This is a genomic window from Shewanella sp. VB17 (assembly GCF_013248905.1).
Taxonomy (GTDB): domain Bacteria; phylum Pseudomonadota; class Gammaproteobacteria; order Enterobacterales; family Shewanellaceae; genus Shewanella.
In genome coordinates this window covers 5,081,041-5,104,320 of sequence record NZ_JABRVS010000001.1, presented here as the reverse complement: position 1 = coordinate 5,104,320, position 23,280 = coordinate 5,081,041, and the positions used below count along the sequence as shown (strand labels likewise).

Here is a 23,280-nt window from a genome sequence, read left to right as displayed (position 1 = left end):
ATTAAATTATTTTATAACTTCAGGCTGTAGAGGTGTAGGTTATTATTAAGTTATAAATGCAAATTTAGATTCACACAACAGGGCAGCATCGACCTAGATTTCAACGAAAGTTTAATGGAAATTATGGAGGCGCCATGCAACAAGACGATAGAAAGTTGTTTGTACTGGATACCAATGTATTACTACATGAACCTTTAGCGATATACTCATTTAAAGAACACGATGTAGTGATTCCTATGACTGTTCTGGAAGAGCTAGATCAGATAAAGGACAGAAAGCGAGATGTAAGCCGTGATGCTCGAGTGGCTATTAGAGCACTAGAGGATATCCTCGGAGGAACCACCACCCCAGAGGAGATAGTTCAAGGAGTTAAACTTCCTCGTCGTGAAGATCACGGTGACGTATCTGGGTCACTCGCTATCTTTCCCGACCATCAACTTGAGATGACAAAAACGTCTCTTCCTGGAGATAATAACGATAACCGTATCATTAATACCGCGCTTCATCTGCAAAAAATACACGATCCTCGTATTGTTGTTCTCGTCACTAAAGATATCAATATGCGCCTTAAAGCAAAAGGTGCGGGGATTTTACTTGTTGAAGATTATCGTACTGATCAGCTCATCGATGATATTCGCTTTTTAACGAAAGGTTTTCATCAATTTAATGGTGATTTTTGGGAACGTAAAGAGCATGTCACGACAACGGTTCAGGGGCGCCACACAGTACATACTGTGCCGATTACAGAGATTGGTGATGAGAACTTTTATGTTAATCAATATTTAATGGATAAAGACTCAAATTTCTGTGGTCGTGTCATTGAAAAAACAGATACTGATCTGCATCTGCTTGATTTAGGTAAAGATAGATTGCTGAACTTAGATGCTTGGGGTGTTCGTCCTAAAAACATCCATCAAGGCATGGCGATGCAAGCTCTACTTGATCCCGATATTGATTTGGTTATCTTAACCGGTCCCGCAGGCTGTGGTAAAACGTTATTGGCAATAGCCGCCGCGCTTGAGATGGTGGTAGAGAGGGGTCTGTACGATAAAATTATTGTCACGCGTAATACACCTGAAATTGCAGAGTCCATAGGCTTCCTACCCGGTACTGAAGAGGAGAAAATGGCACCTTGGCTTGCAGCGATAACGGACACTTTAGAAGTGCTGCATAAAAATGATGTTAATCCTAGTGGCAGTATGAATTACATTATGGACAAGGCTAACATTCAGTTTAAATCGATTAACTTTATGCGTGGTCGTTCGATTCAGAATTCCGTGGTTATTCTTGATGAGTGTCAAAATCTGACCGCATCACAGATTAAAACAATGATCACTCGTATGGGGGAGGGAACAAAGTTAATCTGTAGTGGTAACTTGGCTCAAATCGACACTAACTACTTGACTGCAGTTACCTCTGGGTTGACTTATATTGTTGAACGGTTTAAAAATTTCGAAGGTAGTGCAAATATTTACCTCAATGGCGTGGTGCGTTCTCGTCTTGCTGAGTTTGCTGAAGAGAATTTATAAGTTTGTCTTGTTGGTTTTACACTCAATTGACTTAAAGAGTTAACATTAAGCATCTTGAAGTCGCTTGGGTATTTTAAATTAGGCCTTTGATTATCTTGTATGGTAATGAGGCCTTTTTAGTCTTTGTGTTTTAACATTAAACGTGAAGGTATTATTTTTATATTTTAAGGTCGCATTTGTATTGTGCTGTATGCATTTTTAGCGATTAGGTAACAGATGAATTAATTTTTGAACAAGCTATATTATGCTTGTTTACTTTAAGAGATGAATCTTAGTTTACTGAGCTGATTATGCGAAGATTATGTATTCTAATCAGGTATCTTACTGATAGTATACCAAGTAATGAATTTATAATCTGGGCAGGGATGTGCCTAGGTGCTCTCGTGTTACTCAAGGGTCAAGAATGAAAACGACTGAGCCGGATCTTCAACTGAAGTCTCCGATACAAAAGAATTATAACCGTGCTGTTTTTTATACCTATATTGGTGTGATTATCATGGCATTGGTGACGGCTTGGTTTTTTTTCGAACGCCAGAAAAGTCAGGTGATGGAGCAAAGAGAAGAACAAGTTGAGCGTCACGTATTGCAAGTTGATCTACTGTTAGAATCGAGTATTCGTGCGGTACAAAGTTTACGTAATGTTGCCGTTGATCATTTAAAACTCGGTGAACTGGTGCGTAAAGAGAGATTACCCCAGTATGAAAAATTTAATGAAGGTGGTCAATACTTTACGTTGGAGCCCAGTTATGCCAAAACTGGTGAACCTTTCACGAACATGGGACGGATCACCGGAGCGGGCTCGTTAAATGGTCGCAGTGATAAGTTTTATCAAGAGTTAGAGATGTTGTTTGAATTGTCGCTTTCTTTTCCTGTTGCGACAGAAGCAGCACCTAAAGCTTCCTCTATTTACTACATATCAAAACGCAGGATCATGTCTTATTATCCTTGGCCTGCAGATGAACAAAAGTTCCGTGAGGAATTGCTTAATAAGAATCAATTTCAGTTAGCTACGCCGGCTTTGAACCCTCAACGAAGTGTATTCTGGGGGCCAGCCTATATAGACCCTAATAATAAAGAGCTCTTAACGACATTAGGCATCCCTATTTACCTGCAAGACGAGTTCATAGGCTCAATAAACCTGGACATGACCTTGTCACAATTGGCAAGACAGATCCGCCTTTATTTTAAAATGCCAGGTACAGTGATCTTATTGGATCAAAAGAACAATATTCTTTCTCACAGTGATGACGATAGTTCAGATATTGGTCGTGTCTATCATATCAGCCAAAAGATCCCATCTGAGCTACATTCATTGCCAGAGTCTGAGTTATTTGATGCTCATGATGGGATCATACGCAACGGTTACTATATCCACTCTGTTGCTTTGCAAAATGCACCATGGCGACTCCTCTATTTGCAAGATGAAGATGATCTGTTTAAAGATTCGTGGGAAAAATTAGAACTAACATTTATTTTAGTGGTATTGGCACTGTCGGTACTGGTGACAATTGTCCACTGGCAGACACGCCGCTCTTTTGTTAACCCCGCATCTCAATTATTGACTCATTTAGAAGGCTGCTCACAAGAACCGCGAAAGCCACCAGAGAAGATGACCCAAGGCTGGGAGCCTTGGTTTCAGCTTGTTAGCCGTATTTTTGAAGAGAATCAACAGTATACTCGCCACTTGGCTGAACAGAACCGCCGTTTAGACAAGCTAGTCGCACGACGTACAGAACGGCTCAAAGAAACAACTGAACGTCGAGAACGAGAGTACGCATTATTACGTTCCTTGCTCGACGCTATACCAGAAGCAATTGTCTTTAAAGATAAAGAAGGGAAATATTTAGGCTGTAACAAGTCGGCTGAACGTATGTTGGGCTATACCGAGAGCGAAATGATCGGCCAGGAGAGCATCAGGCTCACTACCAAAGAGCAATCGATACGCATTAAGGCTGAAGATGAAAGCGTGTTGTCTGAACGCACGCCGCTACGTTATCAAGAAAAGGTCGATTTGGCAGGCAAGCCAGTTCTTTTAGATACGCTCAAATTACCATTTTATAATCGACGTGGTGAGCTACTTGGCTTGATTGCTGTGTGGCGTGATGTGACCCGTGAATATGAATCTGCCGAGCAGTTAAGGCTCTCAGAAGAGCGCTACCACCTTGCTATGGATGCGGTTGAGGATGGATTATGGGATTGGTATCTTGATTCTGAGCAGATCATCTGTAATCCGGCATATTATTCAATGCTAGGGTATAAGAGTAATGAGTTCCCCGCTTTGGTATCGACCATAGATGCATTGATTCACCCAGATGATCGTATTCGTGTTAAAGAGTACCGAGAAGAGTATTTGGCAGATCCGATAGGGGCTTTTGAAATAGAGTTTAGAATGAAAGGTAAAGCTGAGCAGTATCATTGGCTTTTATCTCGTGGCCGAGTAGTTGAGTTTACAGTCAACAATGAGCCAAAGCGAATGGTAGGCACTCATAAGGACATCACTCGTCACAAGAGTAACGAGGTGGTGATGTTAGAAGCTAAGCAAGATGCTGAGTCTGCTAATCTGTATAAGAGTGAATTTTTGGCTAATATGAGCCATGAGATCCGTACGCCAATGAATGCCATTATTGGCATGTTGGAGCTGGCACAACGAACTTCATTGACAGCTCAACAGCAAGATTACCTTGATAAAGCAGGTTTTTCTGCTTTGTCATTACTGAGGATTATCAATGATATTCTCGATTTCTCCAAGATTGAAGCGGGTAAGTTGGAGCTGGAACGTGTTTCTTTCCCATTAGATAAGGTGCTGGATCATGCTTTAGATCTTAATGCGTTAAAGGCACAGGAGCAGGGAGTTGAATTACTATTATATGCTCCAGTGACAGCCGGACTTATCCTAGAAGGTGATCCTTTGCGCCTTGGACAGGTCTTAATCAATATGCTCTCTAATGCAGTCAAATTTACCCAAAGTGGTGAGATTGAATTGGGTTGTGAGGACGTGGGGGAGCGAGATCATCGTATTACCCTTAAGTTTTGGGTGCGTGATACAGGCATAGGGATCAGTAAAGAGCAGCAAGATCACCTGTTCGATGCTTTTGCTCAAGCCGATGGTTCAACGACTCGTAAGTATGGAGGGACGGGTTTGGGCTTATCCATCAGTAAACATTTGGTGTCTATGATGGGGGGCACTATGCAGGTACAAAGTGAAATGGGAGCAGGTAGTACTTTCAGTTTCACCATTAGCTTTGAAATCGCTGAAGAAGCAGAAGTTAAACCCATGATAGTGCCAGACAAAGTGGGAAGTCTGAAAACGCTAGTCGTGGATGATAATCCGACGGCGTTACAGATTTACTCGACAATCATGCAAGATTTTAGGTTCGAGGTTGATACCGCTGCGAGTGGCTCAGAGGCCATTTATAAACTAGGTAAATCGTCGGTTGATTTGTTACTGCTTGATTGGATGATGCCTGAGATGGATGGTATTGCTGTGATCGCAGAGCTAGATCGTATGGTCGCTGATGGTCGCTTAGAGAAACGTCCAGTTATTATGATGATGACAGGCTATGCAGCAGAACCATTAAAAGAGGATGTGGATAAATCTGGTATTTACGCCATGTTACAAAAACCATTTAAAGCCTCTGCGCTTTTTGATGAGATTATTTCAGCTTTTGTCGATGAGCCTAAGCTCAATCTTGCTGATGAGTTAGTGGTAGAGGCTGTTGAGCTGGTGACTGGTCGAATATTACTAGTAGAAGATAATTTTATTAATCAACAAGTGGCTACAGAGCTGTTAAAGAGTGCGGGCTATGAGGTGGACGTTGCCGATAATGGTCAAATAGCCTTGGATATGGTTAAAAATAATCAGTATGAAGCTGTACTGATGGATATTCAGATGCCAATTATGGACGGATTAACCGCGACGAAAGAACTACGTAAGCATTACAGTCCGTCGGAGCTGCCTGTTATTGCGATGACTGCACATGCCATGTCAGGTGATAGGGAGAAGAGTTTATCTGCAGGTATGAATGCCCATATCACCAAGCCAATAGTGTTAAATGAACTGTTCGACACGTTACGTTATTGGATTAATAATAAGGGTGAGGCGCTAGACTAAGGTGTCTGTTTTGTCTTCAGTTTTATCGACGACAGTGCCTTGTCTGTATGCACCTATAACCCCTACTACCCAAGAAATACCAAGCACAAAACCGGCAATATTGTTCCATAAGGCTTGTTCTGCTACTGGTTGCTGAGTGATAAGAGGATAGATAATATTGATATCTAAAGGGATCTGACCACTAACTATCTGTTCTGAAATTTCTCTGGCTCGTGAAACGGCTTGGTTAAGCAGGTAGACTATGGTGCCTAGAGTGGCAATGGAAAGTAAGGTACCGGTTTTGTAGCATTTTAAGTAAAAATGGCCTCCTCCTGGACAGACGAAAGCTGAGATGAGTACGGCTTTAGTGGCTTTTTTCATAAGTTTTCCGTCGTGTTATATAAGGGAGTGGATTAGCTATTCTAAATCGATTCGACGGATAGCTTGTTTTAAAAAGTAAACTTTTTCAGTGAATTTTTGTTTATGTTCACTATCTTGCTGTTTCTCACCGATAGCATCTAATTGACTCTGTACACCGTTTAATTCTTGAGTTAGCCACCCGCGGATCATCACATAATAGCGAGAGTCTGTGCCGTATTTCATAATAGTGATTAATGAACTTGATAGGTCCGGATTATCTAATGCTATGGATATCTCCTCTATCATAATACCAGTAAGGTAAGTTGTATTCGTGGTGTCACAATCTTGTTGAGCGGCAATACTCAAATGGGTACTGCCTAGGATGAGCGCCATGCTTAATAGTAGTCTGGAGATAATATAGGTCACTTTCATTATTTTCACCGTTTATTGCTGTTCAGTAGAATGGAGGTTACATTAGCACGTAAATAGAGTCACATTTTTCAAGTGGGTATAACGATAAGCCCAAAGGGAGCTAATAGCTGTTCTTGCTGCCATTGATTGATCATCACGCCTTCCAGTTTCACATTGCGAGGATCGAGCCCTTCGAGCTCTATTCGTGACAAATTACACGCTTCAAGTTCGAAGGTTCCCCACTGGGAAGGTGAAAATTGACCGCCACTGAGATCAGATCCTTTCATTGAGCACCCCAGTAGATTAGCGCCATTCCAACGATTATCAAACAATTCACACTTTTCCAGTAAGGCATCTTCTAGATTGGTATAGGCGAGATTACACGCCGTAATAAAGGCCGAGCAGAAGAAAGTCTTATGGGTAATGTGGTTGGCAAAACTGGCTCGTCCAAAGTCGGCACCTTGCAGATCACATTCGTGTATTTCTATGCCAAAACACGTAGCGCCGATAAATAATGCCATATTTAACCGGCACTGTTTAAAACTGGTATTGGTTAAGTTGGCATAATTAAATCGGCAATAATTTAATTGACACTCTGGGTTAGGATTTGGATCGACAAATTTACAGCCAATAAAGCTAGCATCGCTGAGATCCGCGCGACTAAAGTCACAGCGATAAAACTCACAATATTCGAAGATAGCATCTTGCAGGTCGTCTTCGCTGAAGTTTCTGTCTTTGAATATTCGGTGACTGGCTTGCATAGAAAGTCCTATTAATGGAAGACAATGGATGTTGCTGAAGGTCATCAATACTCGTCGTAGGAAGCCTTATTTTTTTGCAGGCTCCGAGATTTTGGTCGCCAATATATAACAGGCAATACCAATCCCAGTATTGGCGATAGGCAGTGCTAAAAACAAGCCCTTGACTCCGCCTAAATATGAGCCTAATGCAGCCAATGGTAACATGATCAAGAACAGGCGACAGAGATTAAGTATCAAGGAATGCATGGGTCTATGGTAAGCGTTAAGCGACGTTGCCAATAAGATCATCACACCTAATGGACCATAGGCTGCGGGGATCACAATGATATAGAAGCTCAGCCATTCGATAATTTGCAAATCGCTACTAAAGAGTCTTGAGATTGGCTCTGCAAATAAAAATAGCGGTAGGTAAAGTAAGGTCTGAAACAGTAATATAAATTTAAGCGATAATAATAGCGCATCACGAGCACGTTTTGTCTGACCAGCCCCTAGATTTTGCGCAATAAAAGGCACTAAGCTAGATGACAGTGCCATCACGACAGTCAAGAGTACTGATTCAAGGCGGGTTCCTGCTCCAAAGGCGGCCACTGCACTATGATCGATACGTGCCAACATGGCCATGATCATCGCATTGGCTAACGGGTTCATTAGGTTCATTAGAGTGGCTGGTTGGGCAATGTGCGCCAGTTTCTTCCAATTACATCTGAGTCGACTGATATTGAAGCCCGCAAATTCCACTAGATGACGTTTAAACACCAATAGATAGCTCGATAGTGCTAGGGCAACTCCCCAAGAGATCACCGTGGCAATGGCAGCACCTTGAATTTCTAACCGTGGGAAGGGTCCGATCCCGAAAATAAGCAAGGGGTCTAAAATCAAGTTAATTAATGCTGCTAACATCATTATTTTTGCAGGGGAACGAGTATCACCCGTGGCACGAAGACCTTGATTTCCTATCATTAACAGGACTAAAAGAGGTGCGCCGAAATACCAGGTAACCATGTAATTATCAATCAGTGGCAAACTGGTGTTGTTGGCACCAAGCAAGCTAAATAAGGGCGCGATATAAAGACTACCAAACAGAGCGATAATGCTGGTTAACAAGAAGCTTAGCAGCAAAGAATCATGTAAAAAAACTTTAGCTTCAGGTGCTTGGCCACTGCCGATAAGCCTGCCTAAGTTAGTTGATACTCCCGCCCCAATCCCAATTCCGATACTTGAAATCACTAAAGTAATGGGAAATGTAAAGCTTATCGCAGCGAGAGATTCAGTTCCTAATTGACTGATAAATAACGTATCGACGAGGCTGAATCCCAAAATGGTTAAAATACCAATTAGGTTTGGGAGGCTCATATTTAGCAGTACACGACTAATTGGCTGTGTAAGTAGCCCGTGTCTGTCTTTCATAGGACATGTTGCCTTGTAACTGAAGGAGGTCAATTCTATCAGTATTGAGGCGGTATTTATAAAACTGCGTTAAAAAAAAGAGTTTTTTTTTATAAAGGCCTTGGGTTTGAATTAGATGTCCCCCATATATTGAACATCAAGCGATACAATTAGCATTAATTTATTGCTGTATTAACTAAAACTGCCAACTTTTGTTGGGCATAACATCATTAGGAGTTCCATAGATGAATATTCGTCCATTACATGACCGTGTCATAGTTAAGCGTTCTGAAGTTGAGTCAAAGTCAGCAGGTGGTATCGTACTTACAGGTAGCGCAGCTGAGCAATCAACTCGTGGTGAAGTACTTGCTATAGGTAACGGTAGAATTCTTGAAAATGGTTCTGTACAACCACTTGACATTAGCGTCGGCGATATTGTGATTTTCAATGAAGGTTATGGCGTAAAGAAAGAAAAAATTGATGGTGAAGAAGTACTTATCCTGTCAGAGTCAGATCTTATGGCTGTAGTGAGCTAAATCACTTCGTTTAGACATTTTCCAATACCTATGGCTTTTCCATAAGCCATAGGTCATTTAAAAAAATTTAAAGGACAATTAAAGATGGCAGCTAAAGAAGTATTATTCGGTAACGATGCACGCGTAAAAATGCTTGCAGGTGTTAACGTGCTAGCAAATGCAGTTAAAGTCACATTGGGACCTAAAGGTCGTAACGTAGTATTAGATAAAAGCTTTGGTGCTCCACTGATCACGAAAGATGGTGTATCAGTAGCCAAAGAAATCGAACTGGCAGATAAGTTCGAAAACATGGGCGCACAAATGGTGAAAGAAGTTGCTTCTAAAGCCAATGATGCTGCCGGTGACGGTACCACTACTGCTACCGTTTTAGCACAATCTATTGTCACAGAAGGTCTTAAAGCCGTTGCTGCTGGCATGAACCCAATGGATCTTAAACGCGGTATCGACAAAGCAGTGATTGCTGCCGTTGCTGAACTTAAATCATTGTCGCAAGAATGTTCAGAATCTAAAGCGATTGCACAAGTGGCGACTATTTCAGCGAACTCTGATGAGTCAATCGGTGAAATCATTGCAACAGCAATGGAAAGAGTCGGTAAAGCGGGTGTTATCACAGTAGAAGAAGGTCAAGCGTTAGAAAACGAACTTGATGTTGTTGAAGGTATGCAGTTTGATCGTGGTTACCTATCACCGTACTTCATCAACAAACCTGATACCAGCAGTGTAGAGCTAGAAAGCCCATTTATTTTGCTTGTTGACAAGAAAATTTCTAACATTCGTGAATTGCTACCTATCCTTGAAGGTCTAGCTAAAACAGGTAAGCCATTGCTTATCGTTGCTGAAGACGTTGAAGGCGAAGCACTGGCGACACTGGTTGTAAACAACATGCGCGGTATCGTTAAAGTCGCTGCAGTTAAAGCCCCAGGTTTTGGTGATCGCCGTAAAGCAATGCTACAAGATATCGCTATTCTAACTGGCGGTACTGTTATTGCTGAAGAGATTGGTCTAGAGCTTGAAAAAGCAACCCTAGAAGATTTGGGTACAGCTAAACGCGTTATCATCACTAAAGATGACACCACTATCATCGATGGTACTGGTGAGCAGGATCAAATCCAATCACGCGTTGCACAGATTAAAATCCAAGCTGAAGATTCAAGTTCAGATTACGATAAAGAAAAACTTCAAGAGCGTATGGCTAAACTTGCTGGCGGCGTTGCTGTTATCAAGGTTGGTGCAGCCACAGAAGTTGAAATGAAAGAAAAGAAAGCTCGCGTAGAAGATGCACTACACGCAACTCGCGCAGCCGTTGAAGAAGGTGTTGTTGCTGGTGGCGGTGTTGCGCTAGTTCGTGTTGCAAGCAAGATTGCTGATATTGACGTACTTAACGAAGACCAAAAGCACGGTGTGGTTATCGCACTACGTGCTATGGAAGCTCCGCTTCGTCAAATCGCCACTAACGCTGGTGAAGAAGGTTCAGTTGTGGCTAATAACGTTAAGAACGGTACGGGTAACTACGGTTACAACGCCGGTAATGACACTTATGGTGACATGCTAGAAATGGGCATCCTTGACCCAACTAAAGTGACGCGCTGCGCATTACAGTTTGCAGCGTCTATTGCAGGCCTAATGATCACCACCGAAGCAATGGTCGGTGAAGTCGCTCAAGATGCTGGTGGTGCACCTGATATGGGCGGCATGGGTGGAATGGGCGGTATGGGTGGCATGGGCGGCATGATGTAATTTTTGCTTGTTTAAATTGATTCTTACTGCGTTGCCTTTTCGCTCGCGTAAGAAAGACTACGCGTCGCTTAAAGCGCCTTGTCATAATCAATTTATCCTGCGCAAATTTGCTGGTTTAAATCGGTGATAGCTGCGTTCCTTTACCGCTCGTTTAAGAAAAGCTAAACGTCGCGGTAAAGCGCCTTGCTCTAACACGATTTACCCTGTGCAAAATGCCTTGCTGGTCTAAAGCTCCTAAACACTTAAGAGCTGCAAACCGAATAAATGAAAGCCCTGATACCTAACGGTATTGGGGCTTTTTGCTGTCTATTGTTAAAGTAGCAGTGTTCCTTTACCGCTGGTTTAAGAAAGCTAAACGTCGCGGTAAAGCGCCTTGCTCTAACACTATTTATTCTGTGCAAGCAGCCTTGCTGGTCTAAAGCCCCTAAACACTTAAGAGCTTCAAACCGAATAAAAAGTCCTGATATCGAATGGTGTCAGGGCTTTTTATTGTTTATTTTTTAACCTTTGAACTTGAACTCGAACTTGAACTATGAGCATATAATGCGCATAATGTGATAAGATAATAGTTGGAGTGTTAATTATGAATATTACTTTGGGTAAAGAGTTCGAACGAAGAATTACTGAAAAAGTGTCTGATGGTTTATATACCTCAGCAAGTGAAGTGATCCGTGATGGATTAAGAATGCTATTTGAGAAAGACGTTGCTAAAAATCAGCAACTTGAAATATTACGTGAAGAAGTCGCTAAAGGATTCGAACAGCTAGCTGCTGGCGAGGTATCAACGCACAGTGTGATGGATATATTTGAACAAGCTTCTCTTTCAGTAGATAACAAGTCAGCAAGTAATAATGACAATGTCTAGTTATAAATTATCTCCCTTAGCCAAAGATGATTTATTCAAAATACTTTCATCAACGATTGAATCTTGGGGAAGCAGACAGGCAAAGGTGTATGCTCAAACTATTGATGCAGCGTTATTGAAGCTAGCTCAATACCCTGATTTTGGTAGAGAAAGAAGTGACGTTTATGACGGCGCTAAAAGCTTTCCTGTAGAAAAACATATTGTTTTCTATCAAATCAGTGATAACGGTATTGATGTTGCTCGTATTCTTCATCAACGCATGGATCCCTCGAAACATTTCTAGCCGTATTGGGTAAACTTTATTAAGGTAAATTATCATCATGCCTGAAAACCATATTAATAAACTTGCCAAAATAGATACTCGTCTTCAATTATTAAATGAAGAGCGGCTTGCTCTAACACGATTTACCCTGCGCAAAATGCCTTGCTGGTCTAAAGCCCTTAAAAGTTTAAAGACAAATAGATGAAAGCCTCAATACTTAACGGTATTGGGGCTTTTTGCTGTTTATGACTTGTGATTTAGAGAAATGGTGTAGAGTTGCCATTTTTGAATAAATAAATCTACCTGTGTTGTTTTTTTATGGATTATAGTTTGCAGCGTCTATGGCAGGTCTAATGATCACGACCGAAGCTATGGTCCGTGAAGTCACTCAAGATGTTGTTGGCGCACCTGATATGGGCGGCATGATGTAATTTTTGTCAGTTACCGTTATTTGACCTAAAGCCACACTACTTGTTGACGAAATTGAGATGTGTTTACAAGTAAAATGCTCTCGATAGAATGCGACTACTTATTCAAATAAATCGGGGTGGCTTTTATGGATGTCAGTGTGTCATCGATTTTTATACATAATAGACCGTAGTCATCGGTTGTTTTATATTCATCCACATGATGATCAAATCCATATGAAGTTGAGGGGGCCATAAACTGTTTTCCGCCATGAAAATCATTAACCATAAAGGCGTGTCCGTGGCCACATAATATTGAAAACACCTTATTATTAATCGATTTCAATACCTCAGCTCTATTTTCTATTGCGATATTTTTGAACCATAAAGCACCGACTTCGACAATAGGGTGGTGAATGATCACGATAGATGGCTTATGCCTGGTCATTTTTTTCAATTTAGACAGCTCTTTTTTACTCACTCGCCCTGCGCCTAAAGTGGCCTCGCTTGATATCGGTTTATCACTCGAATTGATAAAAACTAGCTGGTAAGTACCCATATTAAATTTATCGGTTATTTTGATTTTACTGCCCTTAAAGGCTTGCTTCATTAAATGAATATCATCGTGGTTACCTGCGAGAGCAAACACATGCTCACATGAAATAATATCTTCAAACGCCTTTACGACACAGAGGTAAAGTTCAAGAGTGGGATTGCAAACAATATCACCAGTGAGCAATAATACATCACAATCTTGTGCACGCTCTATATGGTGTAAGCAATCGATTAAACGATGTACATCGTTATCTGTTACGTGGCAATCGCTAACTTGATAAATTTTAGTCTGTTGCACTTATGGTATTACTCCAGCCTCGGTTTGATAAACGTTAATCCTTAGATCCCAAGAATAACCAAGCTTAATTAGCACTGACAATGTCAGTATAACGTCCTGGTGTTATGCCATAGGTTGATTTAAACATTCTATTAAAATGTGCTTGATCACAAAACCCTGTTGCTAATGCGGTTTCAACTAGCGGTAAACCATGCCTGTAATAGTTCAACACCTTCAAAAGGTGTTGTGTTGTGCATTGCATCGACTAATGGTGTTTTGCACAAACGTTCAATACGGTTTGAATTTAATGGTGTTAAATAGCTACTCATTACATTATTCATCAACAATTTAGGAGTTTAGTTATGTCAAATTGTGAACCAACTGTCAATTATCAAGCAATCAATTTCACCGAAAAGCTTAACCTTTTCTCAGAGTACTGTGCGCCAAAAGTGATTGCAGAAATGAATGACTATCAATTCAAAATAGTAAAAATTAAAGGTGATTTTATTTTCCATACCCACCAAGACACTGACGAAACATTTATTGTGTTAGAAGGAAGCTTAAGAATAGATTTTGAAGATGGATACATTAAAGTTTCAGCTGGAGAAATGTACGTGGTACCTAAAGGTGTTGTTCACAAACCTTATGCTGAACATGAAGTGAGAATGGTATTGGTTGAGCCTAAAAATACCTTGAATACAGGCGATGGGGCAGTAAGCGAAAAAACAGCGATCAATGATATTTGGATATAGGTGCCGATGAAAGACTGATATTAATAATAATCGAACTTGACTCGTTGATGCTTTTTTCTTTGTGGTTTGAAGATGATTTTTGACCAAAAATACAAAAATCGTGACTGTTGTATAAAGATGCGTAGCTAGGAAATACTGATAATACACTCCAATAGCTCAGGGGAAATTGAGTATTCTATTTACGCCTAACCTTTATTTTAACGATAAAACTTTATTAATTTCATAAAGAGATCATCAGGACCAATCATGTTTGTAAACAAGATCAATCTACTCTTATCTGAACTTGGCCCTTCACTAGAGCTAAACAGGATAATTAACCATGAAGACGAGTTTTGGACACTTGTTTTTGACGATGAACAAGAAATGGATATTCAATATCTAGACGGTCAGGAGGAGTTGTTAATTTCTTCGGCTATGGTGATTGAAGAGTATGATAATGAACAAAAATTATTTAAGTTACTGCTCGAATATAACTTTCTCTATAAGGATACCGGTGGGGTTCAATTCGCTTTGAACCCAGATAATAGTGACGTTGTCCTGCAGGTCAGTACTCACCTGAATGTGGATATCAGTCATCTTGCCAACCTTGTACAGCAGTTAAAGGAACTCGCTATCAGCTGGTCTCATTTTATCTTGGAAAAAAAAGAGGCTCCAGCAGCCAAAGCCAATGATAACCATAACATCTTTTTAGTCTAACCGAGAGAATCTCACTATGATAAACACCTCTAATTTGGCCTCTTTGAACCAACTAACACAAGATCTCTCGACTCACTCAGCTACCGCTGCAGATAGTCAGGAATTAAGAGCGAGTGGAAAAGAAATTTACGTAAAACAGGGGCTGCCTAAAAACACCTCGAAATCTGCACGTTTAAAGCACCAGACAAATGCTAAAAAGGTTGTTGTTAACCTATTAGTTAAGCAAGGCGTTCCAAAGCCTCAAGCTGAAGCCATGCTTAAGAATGTACAAAATGGTAGTAAAGCGATAACGATGGGGAATTTAAAGAGTTTAGAGTCATTAGCAAGTACGCCATCTCGTTGGCCGTCGGCTCAAGAGTCGAGTGAAGTGGCTCAAACCTCCAAGTCCAACCAGACTTTTAAGACGGGTTTGGACATGGTGAAGGCTCATCAGAATGATTTAAAGAAGTTCGGTGATTTTGCCTGTACTGACATAGGTACATTTGGTGATAAAAAATCAAGTTTTTATCAAAATAAAGCCGGTCCAAGGTTAGCATCTTTAGCTGCTGATAAGGGACGCCAGGCTCAAGATCACAAAGCTGCGATGAAATCGACTGGAATGACTATTGCCATCAAGGGAGGTAATACACCTTCAGAATCGATGCTTAAAGGTATAGCTGATGCAGTAAAAGGAGCACAAGCAGGTTGCTGTTCTACCTTCGCTTTTTCTGCAGCATCAGAGTTATTAGAGGGGTTATCGGGTAGCCCAACGGCTAACCCAAAAGTTGAGGTCGTTGCCTTCAAGGGCGGACATTCAAGCACTCATCTTTATGTATTAGTGGGGAGAGAAGAGGGCAGTGATATTAGCGACCCCAAGACTTGGGGTGACGTATCGATTGTCGATCCTTGGGCTTCGACAGCCTTCGGTGCTAATATGTTTGGGACAAAAGAGCGTCCGCCAATCAGTAACATGTTCCCACCGACTGAAGTTGTCTTCGACAGTCATAAGTTAGACGATTAATATATTGTTGTTAAACGATATTCAGCAGTTTTTAAACTGCTGAATGATAGCTATTTTGTCAATAAGCCTCATCTATTGAGCGATATTCCAAGATATCCCCAGGCTGACAGGCTAAGTAGCAGCAAATACTGGCCAAGGTCTCAAAGCGTACCCCTTTGACCTTGCCTCGTTTTAGCAAAGACAGATTTGCTTCGGTAATGCCTATCGCCTTAGCGAGCTCCTTAGAACTCACCTTACGGACTGCCATCATTACATCCAAATTAACTATAATTTCCATAGTATTATGGTCCATTATCTAAATAAACTCTTTGTTTTCAGCTTCAATTTCTTTTGCTGCTTTAAGTAGGTAAGCGATAATCAACATCAGTAAAACGGTGGTTATTTTTCCAAAATCTATGGTTAGTTCAATATTAGTGTGCTCAAAAAATGTTTGATGGTAATAGCCTGTCACAAGTTGCTGGATTATTTCTATTACAAAATCAAACACTTTTATCCATATCAACCACAAATAACAACTCATTGACTCGCTACCGAAAAAATGCCCTTGCTGATAATAACCGAGCAGCTTTTGTAACCAGTAAACGCCAATAAGCAAGGTGATAAATAGTGGTGTGCGAATGGCTAGTAGTATCTCTTTGTTGGCTCTTTCATCATTCCATAATTCGAGAAAAAGATGGCTAGTGGAGAAGCGGATCTGATCTTCGATTAAATAATTATAACCAAGATAAACCACCATAATGGCGGTAGCAATTAAGACAAATATTCTAAAAAAACCACTGATATTCATCAACTTTTGTATATTGGGATTCATTTATATCCGTTCCTTATCCGTGAGTGATAATGATTATATCAGACAGAAAGCTTTGATTGTTAAATAATATTAAATTATCGTTTTACAATAATTTAATATTGTATTAAGCTTGTTTTACCATTTGGGTTAAAGATACTTTTAGCCGTGATAGCAGATGAAACCTCGCTATCAATCGCCATTAAAGGATTAAATAATGCTTACCAAAAAAATAATACCGACTTTATTATGGACAGCAATTGCAGGGAGTTTGCTGCTAACGGGTTGCTCGCAGACATCTGCGCCATCACATTCAAATGAACAGGTTCAGCAAGTCCCGTTAATTCCGATTGAATCATTTTTTAATGAACAAGACATCAGTCAGCTTACGGTATCGAGTGATGGTAAATGGCTGGCTTTTTTTAAAGAGTATCAGGGGGCAAAAAATATCTATCTTATGCCAGCGGGAGCCGAGCTCGATGCGGCTTTTGCAATAACGACATCAAAAGATCCGATTCATAGTTTTCGTTGGTCAATTGACAGCAATGATATTTTTTTCCTACGAGATACAGCTGGAAATGAAAATACTCAGGTATATAAGCTCACTTTGGATACCAGTCAAGCTAAGCCTGCTGTAAAAGTAACGGCTTTAACCAGTAACAAGAAGGTGGAATATGAGCTACTTAAGCAGCTAAAAGAAAATTCAAACTCCTTGATTTTAAGATCAAATCAAGATAAAGCTGACCAGGAGGATATTTATCGTCTCGATGTCACTTCCGGTATGATGACAAATATTTTTTCAAATACCTACGGCTTCTCCTCTGTAGAGCTCAATAAGCAAGGCGATCCCGTATTGGGTACTAGCAGTAATCCCGACAATACAGCCGAGCTGTACGCTAACTTGGCAGGGAAATGGACGAGTTTAATTAAGGCTCAGTTTGGAGAAAGTATTGATATTTTGAGTTTTGATGAGAGCAGTCATCAGATTTATATTAGTGCCGATATCGATGGGCGTGATAAACAAGAACTGCTACGTTGGGATATAATAGAAGCGAAGCTCACTACTTTGCATAAAGATCCTGAGGATGAGTCAGATGTCTATGAAGTGCTCTTTAATGATAAAGGTAAACCATTAGCTGTCTCGTATTACGGCGGACGATTACGCACTTATCCACTAGATAATACTTTTGCTAAACATTGGCAGCAAATTAATGATTATTTCCCTGCGGATGTGGAGATAACCATCACCAACAGAAATGAAAAAACTGGTCAATGGCAGCTTCACGTTGCTAGTGATGTGGATATGGGCAGTGATTACCGATATACAGTTAAAACAGGTGAGGTTAGCATATTGCTGAAGCAAGAGATGATGATTAAGCCTGAGTTATTATCTAAACGTCAGTCTGTCACTTATCAAGCTAGAGATGGGGTAAGCATTCAAGCTTATTTAACCTTGCCGAAAGGCTTAACCAAAAATTTACCGACTATTATTCTTCCTCATGGTGGACCTTGGGCCAGAGACTATTGGACCTTAAGCTCAGGTTACTTTCATCCAATCGCACAACTGCTGGCAAACCGTGGATATGCAGTATTGCAGCCTAACTTTCGTGCCTCGATAGGCTTTGGTAAACGTTTTCTTAATTTAGGTAATAAGAATTGGGGTACAGGGAGTATGCAGAACGATCTGACTGATGGTGCTAATTACTTAGTTAATCAAGGAATAGCTGATAAAGAAAGGTTAGGGATCATGGGGGCATCATATGGCGGGTACGCTGCACTTGCGGGAGCCACATTTACACCAGAATTGTATAAGGCTGCAATCTCTTATGTTGGACCATCGAGTTTAATTACCTTACTCGAGTCATTTCCTGCTCATTTTAGACCTTATCTAGGACAGTTTTACAGTGCTGTGGGTGATCCCGAGATAGAGACAGATAGAGTCGATATGCAGGCTCGCTCTCCCATTAACTTTGTCGATAACATCAAGACACCGCTTATGTTAGTTCAAGGAGCCAATGATCCAAGAGTGACTCAAATTGAGTCAGATAATATTGCTAGAGTAATGTATAAACACGGTTTGCCAGTAGAATACATTTTGGCAAAAGATGAGGGACATGGTTTTAGTAAACGTGATAATAAATTGGCTTATATAATGGCTATGGAGCAGTTTTTCGCTAAACACTTAGGTGGTAATGTCGGGGAGAGAGTTATGCCAACACTGGCAGAGCATCTCGATACTCTTAAGGTTGATGTGAGTCGTTTATAATAGCCAAAGCTCCTAATGATTAGGAGCTTTGCTTTATCATCTATGTGACTTCTGTGCTTTTTACCAATAAAAAAGAGGGTAGCCAGTTGTTAAGGGAACAAGTTTTTAAATGTTACACTGACAAGGTACACTATAAGATAGATGTCAGAATAGCGTTAAGTTAGCACATAATTTGATGTTATCATGACCAGCGGATTCCGCTTTTTTAGTCATGTTGAATTCTAGGAATTAATCAATTTGTCTATGTTCTTATTACTACTTGCTCCATCGGCCAGTATGGCTGTTATATATTGGTTTTTCTTAAAAAATATCACCAAAAGTGTGGTTGCTGCTCATCTCTTGATGGGAATTTATTTAATACTAGTTTTTAATACTGAGATTCCATTAGGTTCGAGAATGGGTGGCCTTTACGGTACCGTGCCTATAGTCTCATTCAGCGTCATTATTTTTTCTGAGATAATAGATAATCAACCGAGAGAAGTGACTGTTTTTCTAGGTTTTTTAGGCTTGATTGTGGCCACGTTAGCTTTGTTATATTTTAAATTATATGTATGGGGGTAAATAGCAGCGACTCAATGAGTGATAAACTATGGGTGAAAAAAAGAGGCTGCAGACAGTGGATCTGGAGTCTATTACTAATTCAAGTGCTGGTAACGTAAGTGTAGGCTTGGAGATAATTAGTGATTGTGAGAATATAAATTAAGGATAGCGCATGACTCAAGTTAAGTTTGCAGTAGGTAATGTTAGTTTTGCTTATAGCTTATCGGAAGAACAAAAAAAGTTTTCATATTTAACAGAAGAAACGACGATTGATTTGGATACATGGCCTGAGTTTACTATGCAACTTACTGAGGCGATTCAATCAGCTATTCCTGATGCTCTTAAATTGCCGACAGAGAAACAATTGGCTTATGTGCAGATCATTGCTAAGGATTTAAAAGTGGCTTTGCCTGAAGGTTACCAAGATAGTGCGCTAGTTTGTTTGTCATTTTTTGCTGAATATAAACCTAAACACGACCAAGTTTTAGCTGTTTATAGGGGCGTTAAAAGTAAGCTACTGACTTAAGTTGGGGAAGCGCTGACTTGTTTTAATGTGAGCAATGCTGCCGTTCGCAGTGGATGCCATCACTATCGCCGTCCATTTTAGTGTAGGGACAATTTTTTAGGTATAGGTAGTATTTAGCTTCGCTGCAGGAACGCATTTGACTACAGTGCTGTTTTCCTTCTTCGCAACTAAAAAGTTCTTTAGTTTGAATCCATTCGATTTTTTTTGTGGTTGGTGTCTCGGCTAACTTCTTGTCTATCTGTGTGGGTGCACTTGATTCTACTTCCATTGCTTTATATTTAAAAGTAAAAGCCCGATATTGCTATCGGGCTTTTGCTTACACTAGATTTTAATAATCAATGTTATTGGCAAGCACCAAGTGGCTTCCACCAGTGATCAGCAGTGCCTGGTTCGATGTTATATAAGTTATCTGTAAGAGACTCGTACTTGTTACCTTCGTGGGAAACAATGTCTCCAGTCATGTAGATACCATTGCTAGTTGCAGGATCGTAAGTTTGATAAGCTGGAATATCATCACAGGTTCCAGGCTCTGGACCGCCGTCGTCAGAGGTCACAGTGACGATATGCTCTACCGTATTGTCTGTACCTTTATCGTCAGTCACAGTGAGAGTGAAAATATTTTCACCTAAGTTTTGTGCGTCAAAATCGATGCTAAAATTAGGCTCCGTTGTCATGGAATCACCATTCCAAGCCCATTGATAGCTGACAATTGTGCCATCTTCATCTGAAGAACTCTCGCCATTTAAGACTATCGTCTCGTCAACTTTGGCCGTTGTTGGCCCTTCAATAATAGCGGTTGGTGCTTGATTGCCATCGGTTTGACAATTATCAACTAATGTCCAGCTCTCATCACTACCAGGAATAGATGTTGTGTACCATTTAGCTTCATAAATAATACTCTCATAACTCATTAAATCACCAGTATTAGCATGATTAAATTCGCCACCTTCCCAGTCTTTGCTTGTCCAATTTGGATATGCATTAACATCGCCACATTGACCTTGTTCAGTGACGGTGATATTACGATTTAGGCTGGTAATTAAACCGTTATGATCGGCAACAGAGTAAATTAAGGTGTAAATATCAGCAATATTGGTGTCAACATTCCCTTCGATTTCAATATCACTGGTTAAATCGCCATCGGTAGAATCCGATGCCGTTACGCCTTGACGAGGCTCAAAGCTTTCCCCGACAGAAAGAGTCACATCTTCAATACCATCGAGCTCAGGGGCTTCATTAATCACTTCGACATTACGCACTTCAACAGTTTCGTTGTCATCATTATCAGTAACACGATAAGTTAATGCATTGGCGCCTTCAAGGGTAATATTAACATCACCTTCTATGACTATTTGGTTAGTAATATTGCCATCTTCAGCATCCATGGCAGATACGCCTAACCTAGGGTCAAAGGTCTGCCCAAGAACTGATGTAGTATCTTCTATGCCATGAATTTCAGGTGCAGTACCGACGATACCGCCGTTGTCTATTACTGTGATTAAGCGCGTTTCATCGGCAGGGTTGCCAGCACTATCAGCGACGTGATAACGAATCGTATAGGTCCCCGTTTGTGCTTCATTAACCTGACCTTCATGAGTAATACTTGTGGTGAGGTCGCCATCTTCTTTATCTGAGGCAGTGACACCATTCATTTCATCAAACGGGGTGTTAATTGAGATTTCAGTATCTTGAGTACCAGATATCACCGGGGGGGTATCACCACTACCGCCATGAATAAAAGGGCCGTAGGTGTTAACAAACTGGCTATTGTAAGCATTTTCAGCAGAATCCTTGCCCATATCCCAATTGATAGACCAAGTCATGATGCCACGTAGGGCTAAACCTTCATTTTCTAGATGTGCAAAAGCATTAAACAAATCTTGAGGGTTCTTAACTTCACCAGTAGCAGCAGCGTCTTTATTTGCAGGAATACCATATACTAGTTTGTCATGAGGGATTTTTATAAATCCATCAAGACCTTGAGAAATATTATAGGCGCTTGTATAGATAAACTCTTCTCTACATTCATCATTGTTTTGCGCTATCCACCAACCACATTTACCTGTGCCATCGCCATTTACACCATCACCACCTTGATTATAGAACTGTGGGCTGATCCAATCATAATACCCATCCAGACCTTCTATGTAGTTATTATACACACCTCTTAAATGAGGAAATTCAGGTGCCATAGCAATGATGAAGTTTTTGCTCTGTTCTTGGTAATACGCTTTTACTGTTTTCAAAGCTTCTACGATGACATATTCATTATCTGCGGCGGTGATAGCAGCTTGTTCGAGATCGATATCCAAGCCATCGAAACCATATAACTCAACTAAGCGAATAATTTCCTCGGCAAATGCGCTTTCATCGCCTTTTTGGAATTCAATGTGTGCGTCTGCGCCGCCTAACGAGAGTAATACAGAGCGTCCTTGGGCATTTAAATCGCTAATTTGGTCTTTAAATTCTTGCTCTGACATTAAAGATGTATCGAGTTGAAAAGTTGGTATATGTCCTGTTTGGCCTGCAAACACTTTCATAAAAGCGATCATAACGACATTGTAATCTTGGTGTATGTCTTTTAATGCCATGCAGGCAGATGCACCTTGTTGATAGCCGTCACCACCGTTTACATTACACCAGTTGTGCCAGTAACCTTCGAGAATATTTCCTGTTGGGTTAACCATGTTTTGACCTGCATTTGCAAGTACCGATTGCGAAAAAATTCCGCCTCCCAGTGCGAGTGATACGGCAAGTACGATTTTACTTATTTTTGTCTTGTTCATTGTTATTTTAAACTCCCATACAACATAAAGTGACAGAGTAAAGCGGATGACCCAGCATTAAGAACTGGAGTAAGCAGTGACCTTTAATCTTCATGCTAAAAACATGAAATATAAGCGGTGCTGACTCGGAGGTAATTCGTTTTGACAGCGCTGTCATTGGTCGAAAGTAATTTACGTTTAATTGTGTGATAAATCAAAATAAAAATTGTTGGTTTTTATGAGTAATAGTTATAGTTAAGATGTGGCTTATAGATGCAGTTTCATAAGTGATTGTAAGTAAATGATTAAATGATAATTGTTGATTTTAAATTATATAAAAACAAGTTCTATTGATACTATTTGTAACTAAGATTTGCGTATTGCACCTTATTACAAACAGTGATTAAGGTCGTCAGCAAAGAGGTATTCATTATGCAACTAACCCCAGAGCAACAAGATTTATGGCGTGAGCTAGTGAGTGAGAGTAGCGAACTATTATTACAAGACATTAAAATGTTGTTAGAAAATCGCAGTCTACTAATTAATAGGGCTGTAGAGCAGGCTGGCTTAATGGGGGCTAATGAAGAGAAAAGCCTTGATGATCCTGGTGAAGAATCATACAAAATACATGATGAATATCTTATGGCTATTTTACATCAACGGTGCTTTGAGTGGTTACATGGTGGCGATGCTGAAATTGCCAAGGTTATTGCTGACAATCAAAGCCAATTGGCAGCACAACTGCCACAGCAGTAATCCTTAGATCCCACGA

24 protein-coding genes are annotated in these 23,280 nt (G+C 40.4%); 13 read left to right on the top strand and 11 right to left on the bottom strand.

Annotated elements, in window-relative coordinates:
• The first annotated feature begins 134 nt into the window (after positions 1-134).
• Together HQQ94_RS21955 and HQQ94_RS21950 are read left to right on the top strand one after the other, a co-directional pair.
• Complete coding sequence (locus tag HQQ94_RS21955) at positions 135-1,529, top strand: PhoH family protein (protein WP_173296407.1); 1,395 nt, start codon at positions 135-137, stop codon at positions 1,527-1,529.
• Between the two features lie 403 nt (positions 1,530-1,932).
• Positions 1,933-5,640 carry a response regulator gene (locus tag HQQ94_RS21950; RefSeq protein WP_173296406.1) on the top strand — a complete coding sequence of 1,236 codons (3,708 nt, stop codon included), beginning with the start codon at positions 1,933-1,935 and terminating at the stop codon, positions 5,638-5,640.
• On the opposite strand, the gene HQQ94_RS21945 is transcribed toward HQQ94_RS21950, so the two are convergent.
• The 4 genes from HQQ94_RS21945 to HQQ94_RS21930 form a co-directional block, all read right to left on the bottom strand.
• On the bottom strand, positions 5,632-6,000 hold the full coding sequence (locus HQQ94_RS21945; RefSeq protein ID WP_173296405.1) for a hypothetical protein: 369 nt from the start codon (positions 5,998-6,000) through the stop codon (positions 5,632-5,634). The two genes, HQQ94_RS21950 and HQQ94_RS21945, sit on opposite strands and share 9 nt — an antisense overlap.
• Before the next feature lie 36 nt (positions 6,001-6,036).
• Positions 6,037-6,411 (bottom strand): hypothetical protein, encoded by a 375-nt coding sequence (locus HQQ94_RS21940; RefSeq protein WP_173292472.1) that lies wholly within the window; start codon positions 6,409-6,411, stop codon positions 6,037-6,039.
• 68 nt (positions 6,412-6,479) lie between these two features.
• The gene (locus HQQ94_RS21935) at positions 6,480-7,151 is read right to left on the bottom strand and encodes a Qnr family pentapeptide repeat protein (RefSeq protein ID WP_173296404.1); all 672 of its coding nucleotides are present in this window, start codon (positions 7,149-7,151) and stop codon (positions 6,480-6,482) included.
• Between the two features lie 66 nt (positions 7,152-7,217).
• Positions 7,218-8,558 (bottom strand): MATE family efflux transporter, encoded by a 1,341-nt coding sequence (locus tag HQQ94_RS21930; RefSeq protein WP_173296403.1) that lies wholly within the window; start codon positions 8,556-8,558, stop codon positions 7,218-7,220.
• Between the two features lie 224 nt (positions 8,559-8,782).
• On the opposite strand from HQQ94_RS21930, the gene HQQ94_RS21925 reads away from it, so the two are divergent.
• From HQQ94_RS21925 to HQQ94_RS21910, 4 genes are all read left to right on the top strand, one after another.
• Complete coding sequence (locus HQQ94_RS21925) at positions 8,783-9,073, top strand: co-chaperone GroES (RefSeq protein ID WP_173296402.1); 291 nt, start codon at positions 8,783-8,785, stop codon at positions 9,071-9,073.
• Positions 9,074-9,157: 84 nt separating this feature from the next.
• Positions 9,158-10,810, top strand: a complete 1,653-nt coding sequence (gene groL / locus HQQ94_RS21920) for a chaperonin GroEL (RefSeq protein WP_173296401.1) — start codon at positions 9,158-9,160, stop codon at positions 10,808-10,810.
• 583 nt (positions 10,811-11,393) lie between these two features.
• The gene (locus HQQ94_RS21915; protein ID WP_173296400.1) at positions 11,394-11,675 is read left to right on the top strand and encodes a type II toxin-antitoxin system ParD family antitoxin; all 282 of its coding nucleotides are present in this window, start codon (positions 11,394-11,396) and stop codon (positions 11,673-11,675) included.
• Positions 11,668-11,958 carry a type II toxin-antitoxin system RelE/ParE family toxin gene (locus tag HQQ94_RS21910; protein WP_254304126.1) on the top strand — a complete coding sequence of 97 codons (291 nt, stop codon included), beginning with the start codon at positions 11,668-11,670 and terminating at the stop codon, positions 11,956-11,958. The genes HQQ94_RS21915 and HQQ94_RS21910 overlap by 8 nt, the downstream gene beginning before the upstream one ends.
• A gap of 504 nt (positions 11,959-12,462) precedes the next feature.
• Here the strand turns inward: HQQ94_RS21910 and HQQ94_RS21905 are convergent.
• The 3 genes from HQQ94_RS21905 to HQQ94_RS22940 form a co-directional block, all read right to left on the bottom strand.
• Positions 12,463-13,197 carry a metallophosphoesterase gene (locus HQQ94_RS21905; RefSeq protein WP_173296398.1) on the bottom strand — a complete coding sequence of 245 codons (735 nt, stop codon included), beginning with the start codon at positions 13,195-13,197 and terminating at the stop codon, positions 12,463-12,465.
• Between the two features lie 64 nt (positions 13,198-13,261).
• Positions 13,262-13,408 (bottom strand): helix-turn-helix domain-containing protein, encoded by a 147-nt coding sequence (locus HQQ94_RS21900; protein WP_309247292.1) that lies wholly within the window; start codon positions 13,406-13,408, stop codon positions 13,262-13,264.
• Complete coding sequence (locus tag HQQ94_RS22940) at positions 13,371-13,505, bottom strand: hypothetical protein (RefSeq protein ID WP_302051861.1); 135 nt, start codon at positions 13,503-13,505, stop codon at positions 13,371-13,373. Before HQQ94_RS22940 ends, HQQ94_RS21900 begins: the two co-directional genes overlap by 38 nt.
• Positions 13,506-13,538: 33 nt before the next feature.
• On the opposite strand from HQQ94_RS22940, the gene HQQ94_RS21895 reads away from it, so the two are divergent.
• The 3 genes from HQQ94_RS21895 to HQQ94_RS21885 all read left to right on the top strand — a co-directional run bounded on the left by HQQ94_RS21895 (position 13,539) and on the right by HQQ94_RS21885 (position 15,624).
• On the top strand, positions 13,539-13,928 hold the full coding sequence (locus HQQ94_RS21895) for a cupin domain-containing protein (RefSeq protein WP_173296396.1): 390 nt from the start codon (positions 13,539-13,541) through the stop codon (positions 13,926-13,928).
• 246 nt (positions 13,929-14,174) lie between these two features.
• Positions 14,175-14,624 carry a type III secretion system chaperone gene (locus tag HQQ94_RS21890; protein WP_173296395.1) on the top strand — a complete coding sequence of 150 codons (450 nt, stop codon included), beginning with the start codon at positions 14,175-14,177 and terminating at the stop codon, positions 14,622-14,624.
• Between the two features lie 16 nt (positions 14,625-14,640).
• Entirely contained in the window at positions 14,641-15,624 is a 984-nt protein-coding gene (locus HQQ94_RS21885; protein ID WP_173296394.1) for a hypothetical protein, read from the top strand.
• A gap of 58 nt (positions 15,625-15,682) precedes the next feature.
• Here the strand turns inward: HQQ94_RS21885 and HQQ94_RS21880 are convergent, their stop codons facing one another.
• Together HQQ94_RS21880 and HQQ94_RS21875 are read right to left on the bottom strand one after the other, a co-directional pair.
• Entirely contained in the window at positions 15,683-15,901 is a 219-nt protein-coding gene (locus HQQ94_RS21880) for a helix-turn-helix transcriptional regulator (protein WP_173296393.1), read from the bottom strand.
• A gap of 18 nt (positions 15,902-15,919) precedes the next feature.
• Positions 15,920-16,435, bottom strand: coding sequence for a DUF2975 domain-containing protein (locus tag HQQ94_RS21875; protein ID WP_173296392.1), 516 nt, complete (start codon positions 16,433-16,435; stop codon positions 15,920-15,922).
• A gap of 193 nt (positions 16,436-16,628) precedes the next feature.
• Between HQQ94_RS21875 and HQQ94_RS21870 the strand changes: the two genes are divergently transcribed.
• The 3 genes from HQQ94_RS21870 to HQQ94_RS21860 all read left to right on the top strand — a co-directional run bounded on the left by HQQ94_RS21870 (position 16,629) and on the right by HQQ94_RS21860 (position 19,743).
• Entirely contained in the window at positions 16,629-18,677 is a 2,049-nt protein-coding gene (locus tag HQQ94_RS21870; RefSeq protein WP_173296391.1) for a S9 family peptidase, read from the top strand.
• Between the two features lie 237 nt (positions 18,678-18,914).
• Positions 18,915-19,238, top strand: a complete 324-nt coding sequence (locus HQQ94_RS21865; protein ID WP_173296390.1) for a hypothetical protein — start codon at positions 18,915-18,917, stop codon at positions 19,236-19,238.
• Positions 19,239-19,389: 151 nt separating this feature from the next.
• On the top strand, positions 19,390-19,743 hold the full coding sequence (locus HQQ94_RS21860; protein ID WP_173296389.1) for a hypothetical protein: 354 nt from the start codon (positions 19,390-19,392) through the stop codon (positions 19,741-19,743).
• Between the two features lie 22 nt (positions 19,744-19,765).
• On the opposite strand, the gene HQQ94_RS23175 is transcribed toward HQQ94_RS21860, so the two are convergent.
• Both HQQ94_RS23175 and HQQ94_RS22790 read right to left on the bottom strand, forming a co-directional pair.
• Positions 19,766-20,011 (bottom strand): excalibur calcium-binding domain-containing protein, encoded by a 246-nt coding sequence (locus HQQ94_RS23175; RefSeq protein ID WP_173296388.1) that lies wholly within the window; start codon positions 20,009-20,011, stop codon positions 19,766-19,768.
• Positions 20,012-20,084: 73 nt separating this feature from the next.
• The gene (locus HQQ94_RS22790) at positions 20,085-22,529 is read right to left on the bottom strand and encodes an immunoglobulin-like domain-containing protein (protein WP_173296387.1); all 2,445 of its coding nucleotides are present in this window, start codon (positions 22,527-22,529) and stop codon (positions 20,085-20,087) included.
• A gap of 411 nt (positions 22,530-22,940) precedes the next feature.
• Here HQQ94_RS22790 and HQQ94_RS21845 point away from each other — a divergent pair, with 411 nt between their 5' ends.
• On the top strand, positions 22,941-23,264 hold the full coding sequence (locus HQQ94_RS21845; RefSeq protein WP_173296386.1) for a hypothetical protein: 324 nt from the start codon (positions 22,941-22,943) through the stop codon (positions 23,262-23,264).
• Positions 23,265-23,280 lie beyond the last annotated feature (16 nt).

Bases quoted from the DNA above. Each gene is read 5' to 3' on its own strand.
- HQQ94_RS21875 (WP_173296392.1), bottom strand. From the start codon at position 16,435: ATGAATCCCAATATACAAAAGTTGATGAATATCAGTGGTTTTTTTAGA.
- HQQ94_RS21890 (WP_173296395.1), top strand. From the start codon at position 14,175: ATGTTTGTAAACAAGATCAATCTACTCTTATCTGAACTTGGCCCTTCA.
- HQQ94_RS21935 (WP_173296404.1), bottom strand. From the start codon at position 7,151: ATGCAAGCCAGTCACCGAATATTCAAAGACAGAAACTTCAGCGAAGAC.
- HQQ94_RS21915 (WP_173296400.1), top strand. From the start codon at position 11,394: ATGAATATTACTTTGGGTAAAGAGTTCGAACGAAGAATTACTGAAAAA.
- HQQ94_RS21845 (WP_173296386.1), top strand. From the start codon at position 22,941: ATGCAACTAACCCCAGAGCAACAAGATTTATGGCGTGAGCTAGTGAGT.
- HQQ94_RS21885 (WP_173296394.1), top strand. From the start codon at position 14,641: ATGATAAACACCTCTAATTTGGCCTCTTTGAACCAACTAACACAAGAT.
- HQQ94_RS21895 (WP_173296396.1), top strand. From the start codon at position 13,539: ATGTCAAATTGTGAACCAACTGTCAATTATCAAGCAATCAATTTCACC.
- HQQ94_RS21880 (WP_173296393.1), bottom strand. From the start codon at position 15,901: ATGGAAATTATAGTTAATTTGGATGTAATGATGGCAGTCCGTAAGGTG.
- HQQ94_RS21925 (WP_173296402.1), top strand. From the start codon at position 8,783: ATGAATATTCGTCCATTACATGACCGTGTCATAGTTAAGCGTTCTGAA.
- HQQ94_RS21860 (WP_173296389.1), top strand. From the start codon at position 19,390: ATGACTCAAGTTAAGTTTGCAGTAGGTAATGTTAGTTTTGCTTATAGC.
- HQQ94_RS21955 (WP_173296407.1), top strand. From the start codon at position 135: ATGCAACAAGACGATAGAAAGTTGTTTGTACTGGATACCAATGTATTA.
- HQQ94_RS22790 (WP_173296387.1), bottom strand. From the start codon at position 22,529: ATGAACAAGACAAAAATAAGTAAAATCGTACTTGCCGTATCACTCGCA.
- HQQ94_RS21945 (WP_173296405.1), bottom strand. From the start codon at position 6,000: ATGAAAAAAGCCACTAAAGCCGTACTCATCTCAGCTTTCGTCTGTCCA.
- HQQ94_RS21870 (WP_173296391.1), top strand. From the start codon at position 16,629: ATGCTTACCAAAAAAATAATACCGACTTTATTATGGACAGCAATTGCA.
- HQQ94_RS22940 (WP_302051861.1), bottom strand. From the start codon at position 13,505: ATGAGTAGCTATTTAACACCATTAAATTCAAACCGTATTGAACGTTTG.
- HQQ94_RS21910 (WP_254304126.1), top strand. From the start codon at position 11,668: ATGTCTAGTTATAAATTATCTCCCTTAGCCAAAGATGATTTATTCAAA.
- HQQ94_RS21940 (WP_173292472.1), bottom strand. From the start codon at position 6,411: ATGAAAGTGACCTATATTATCTCCAGACTACTATTAAGCATGGCGCTC.
- HQQ94_RS21950 (WP_173296406.1), top strand. From the start codon at position 1,933: ATGAAAACGACTGAGCCGGATCTTCAACTGAAGTCTCCGATACAAAAG.
- HQQ94_RS21930 (WP_173296403.1), bottom strand. From the start codon at position 8,558: ATGAAAGACAGACACGGGCTACTTACACAGCCAATTAGTCGTGTACTG.
- HQQ94_RS23175 (WP_173296388.1), bottom strand. From the start codon at position 20,011: ATGGAAGTAGAATCAAGTGCACCCACACAGATAGACAAGAAGTTAGCC.
- groL (WP_173296401.1), top strand. From the start codon at position 9,158: ATGGCAGCTAAAGAAGTATTATTCGGTAACGATGCACGCGTAAAAATG.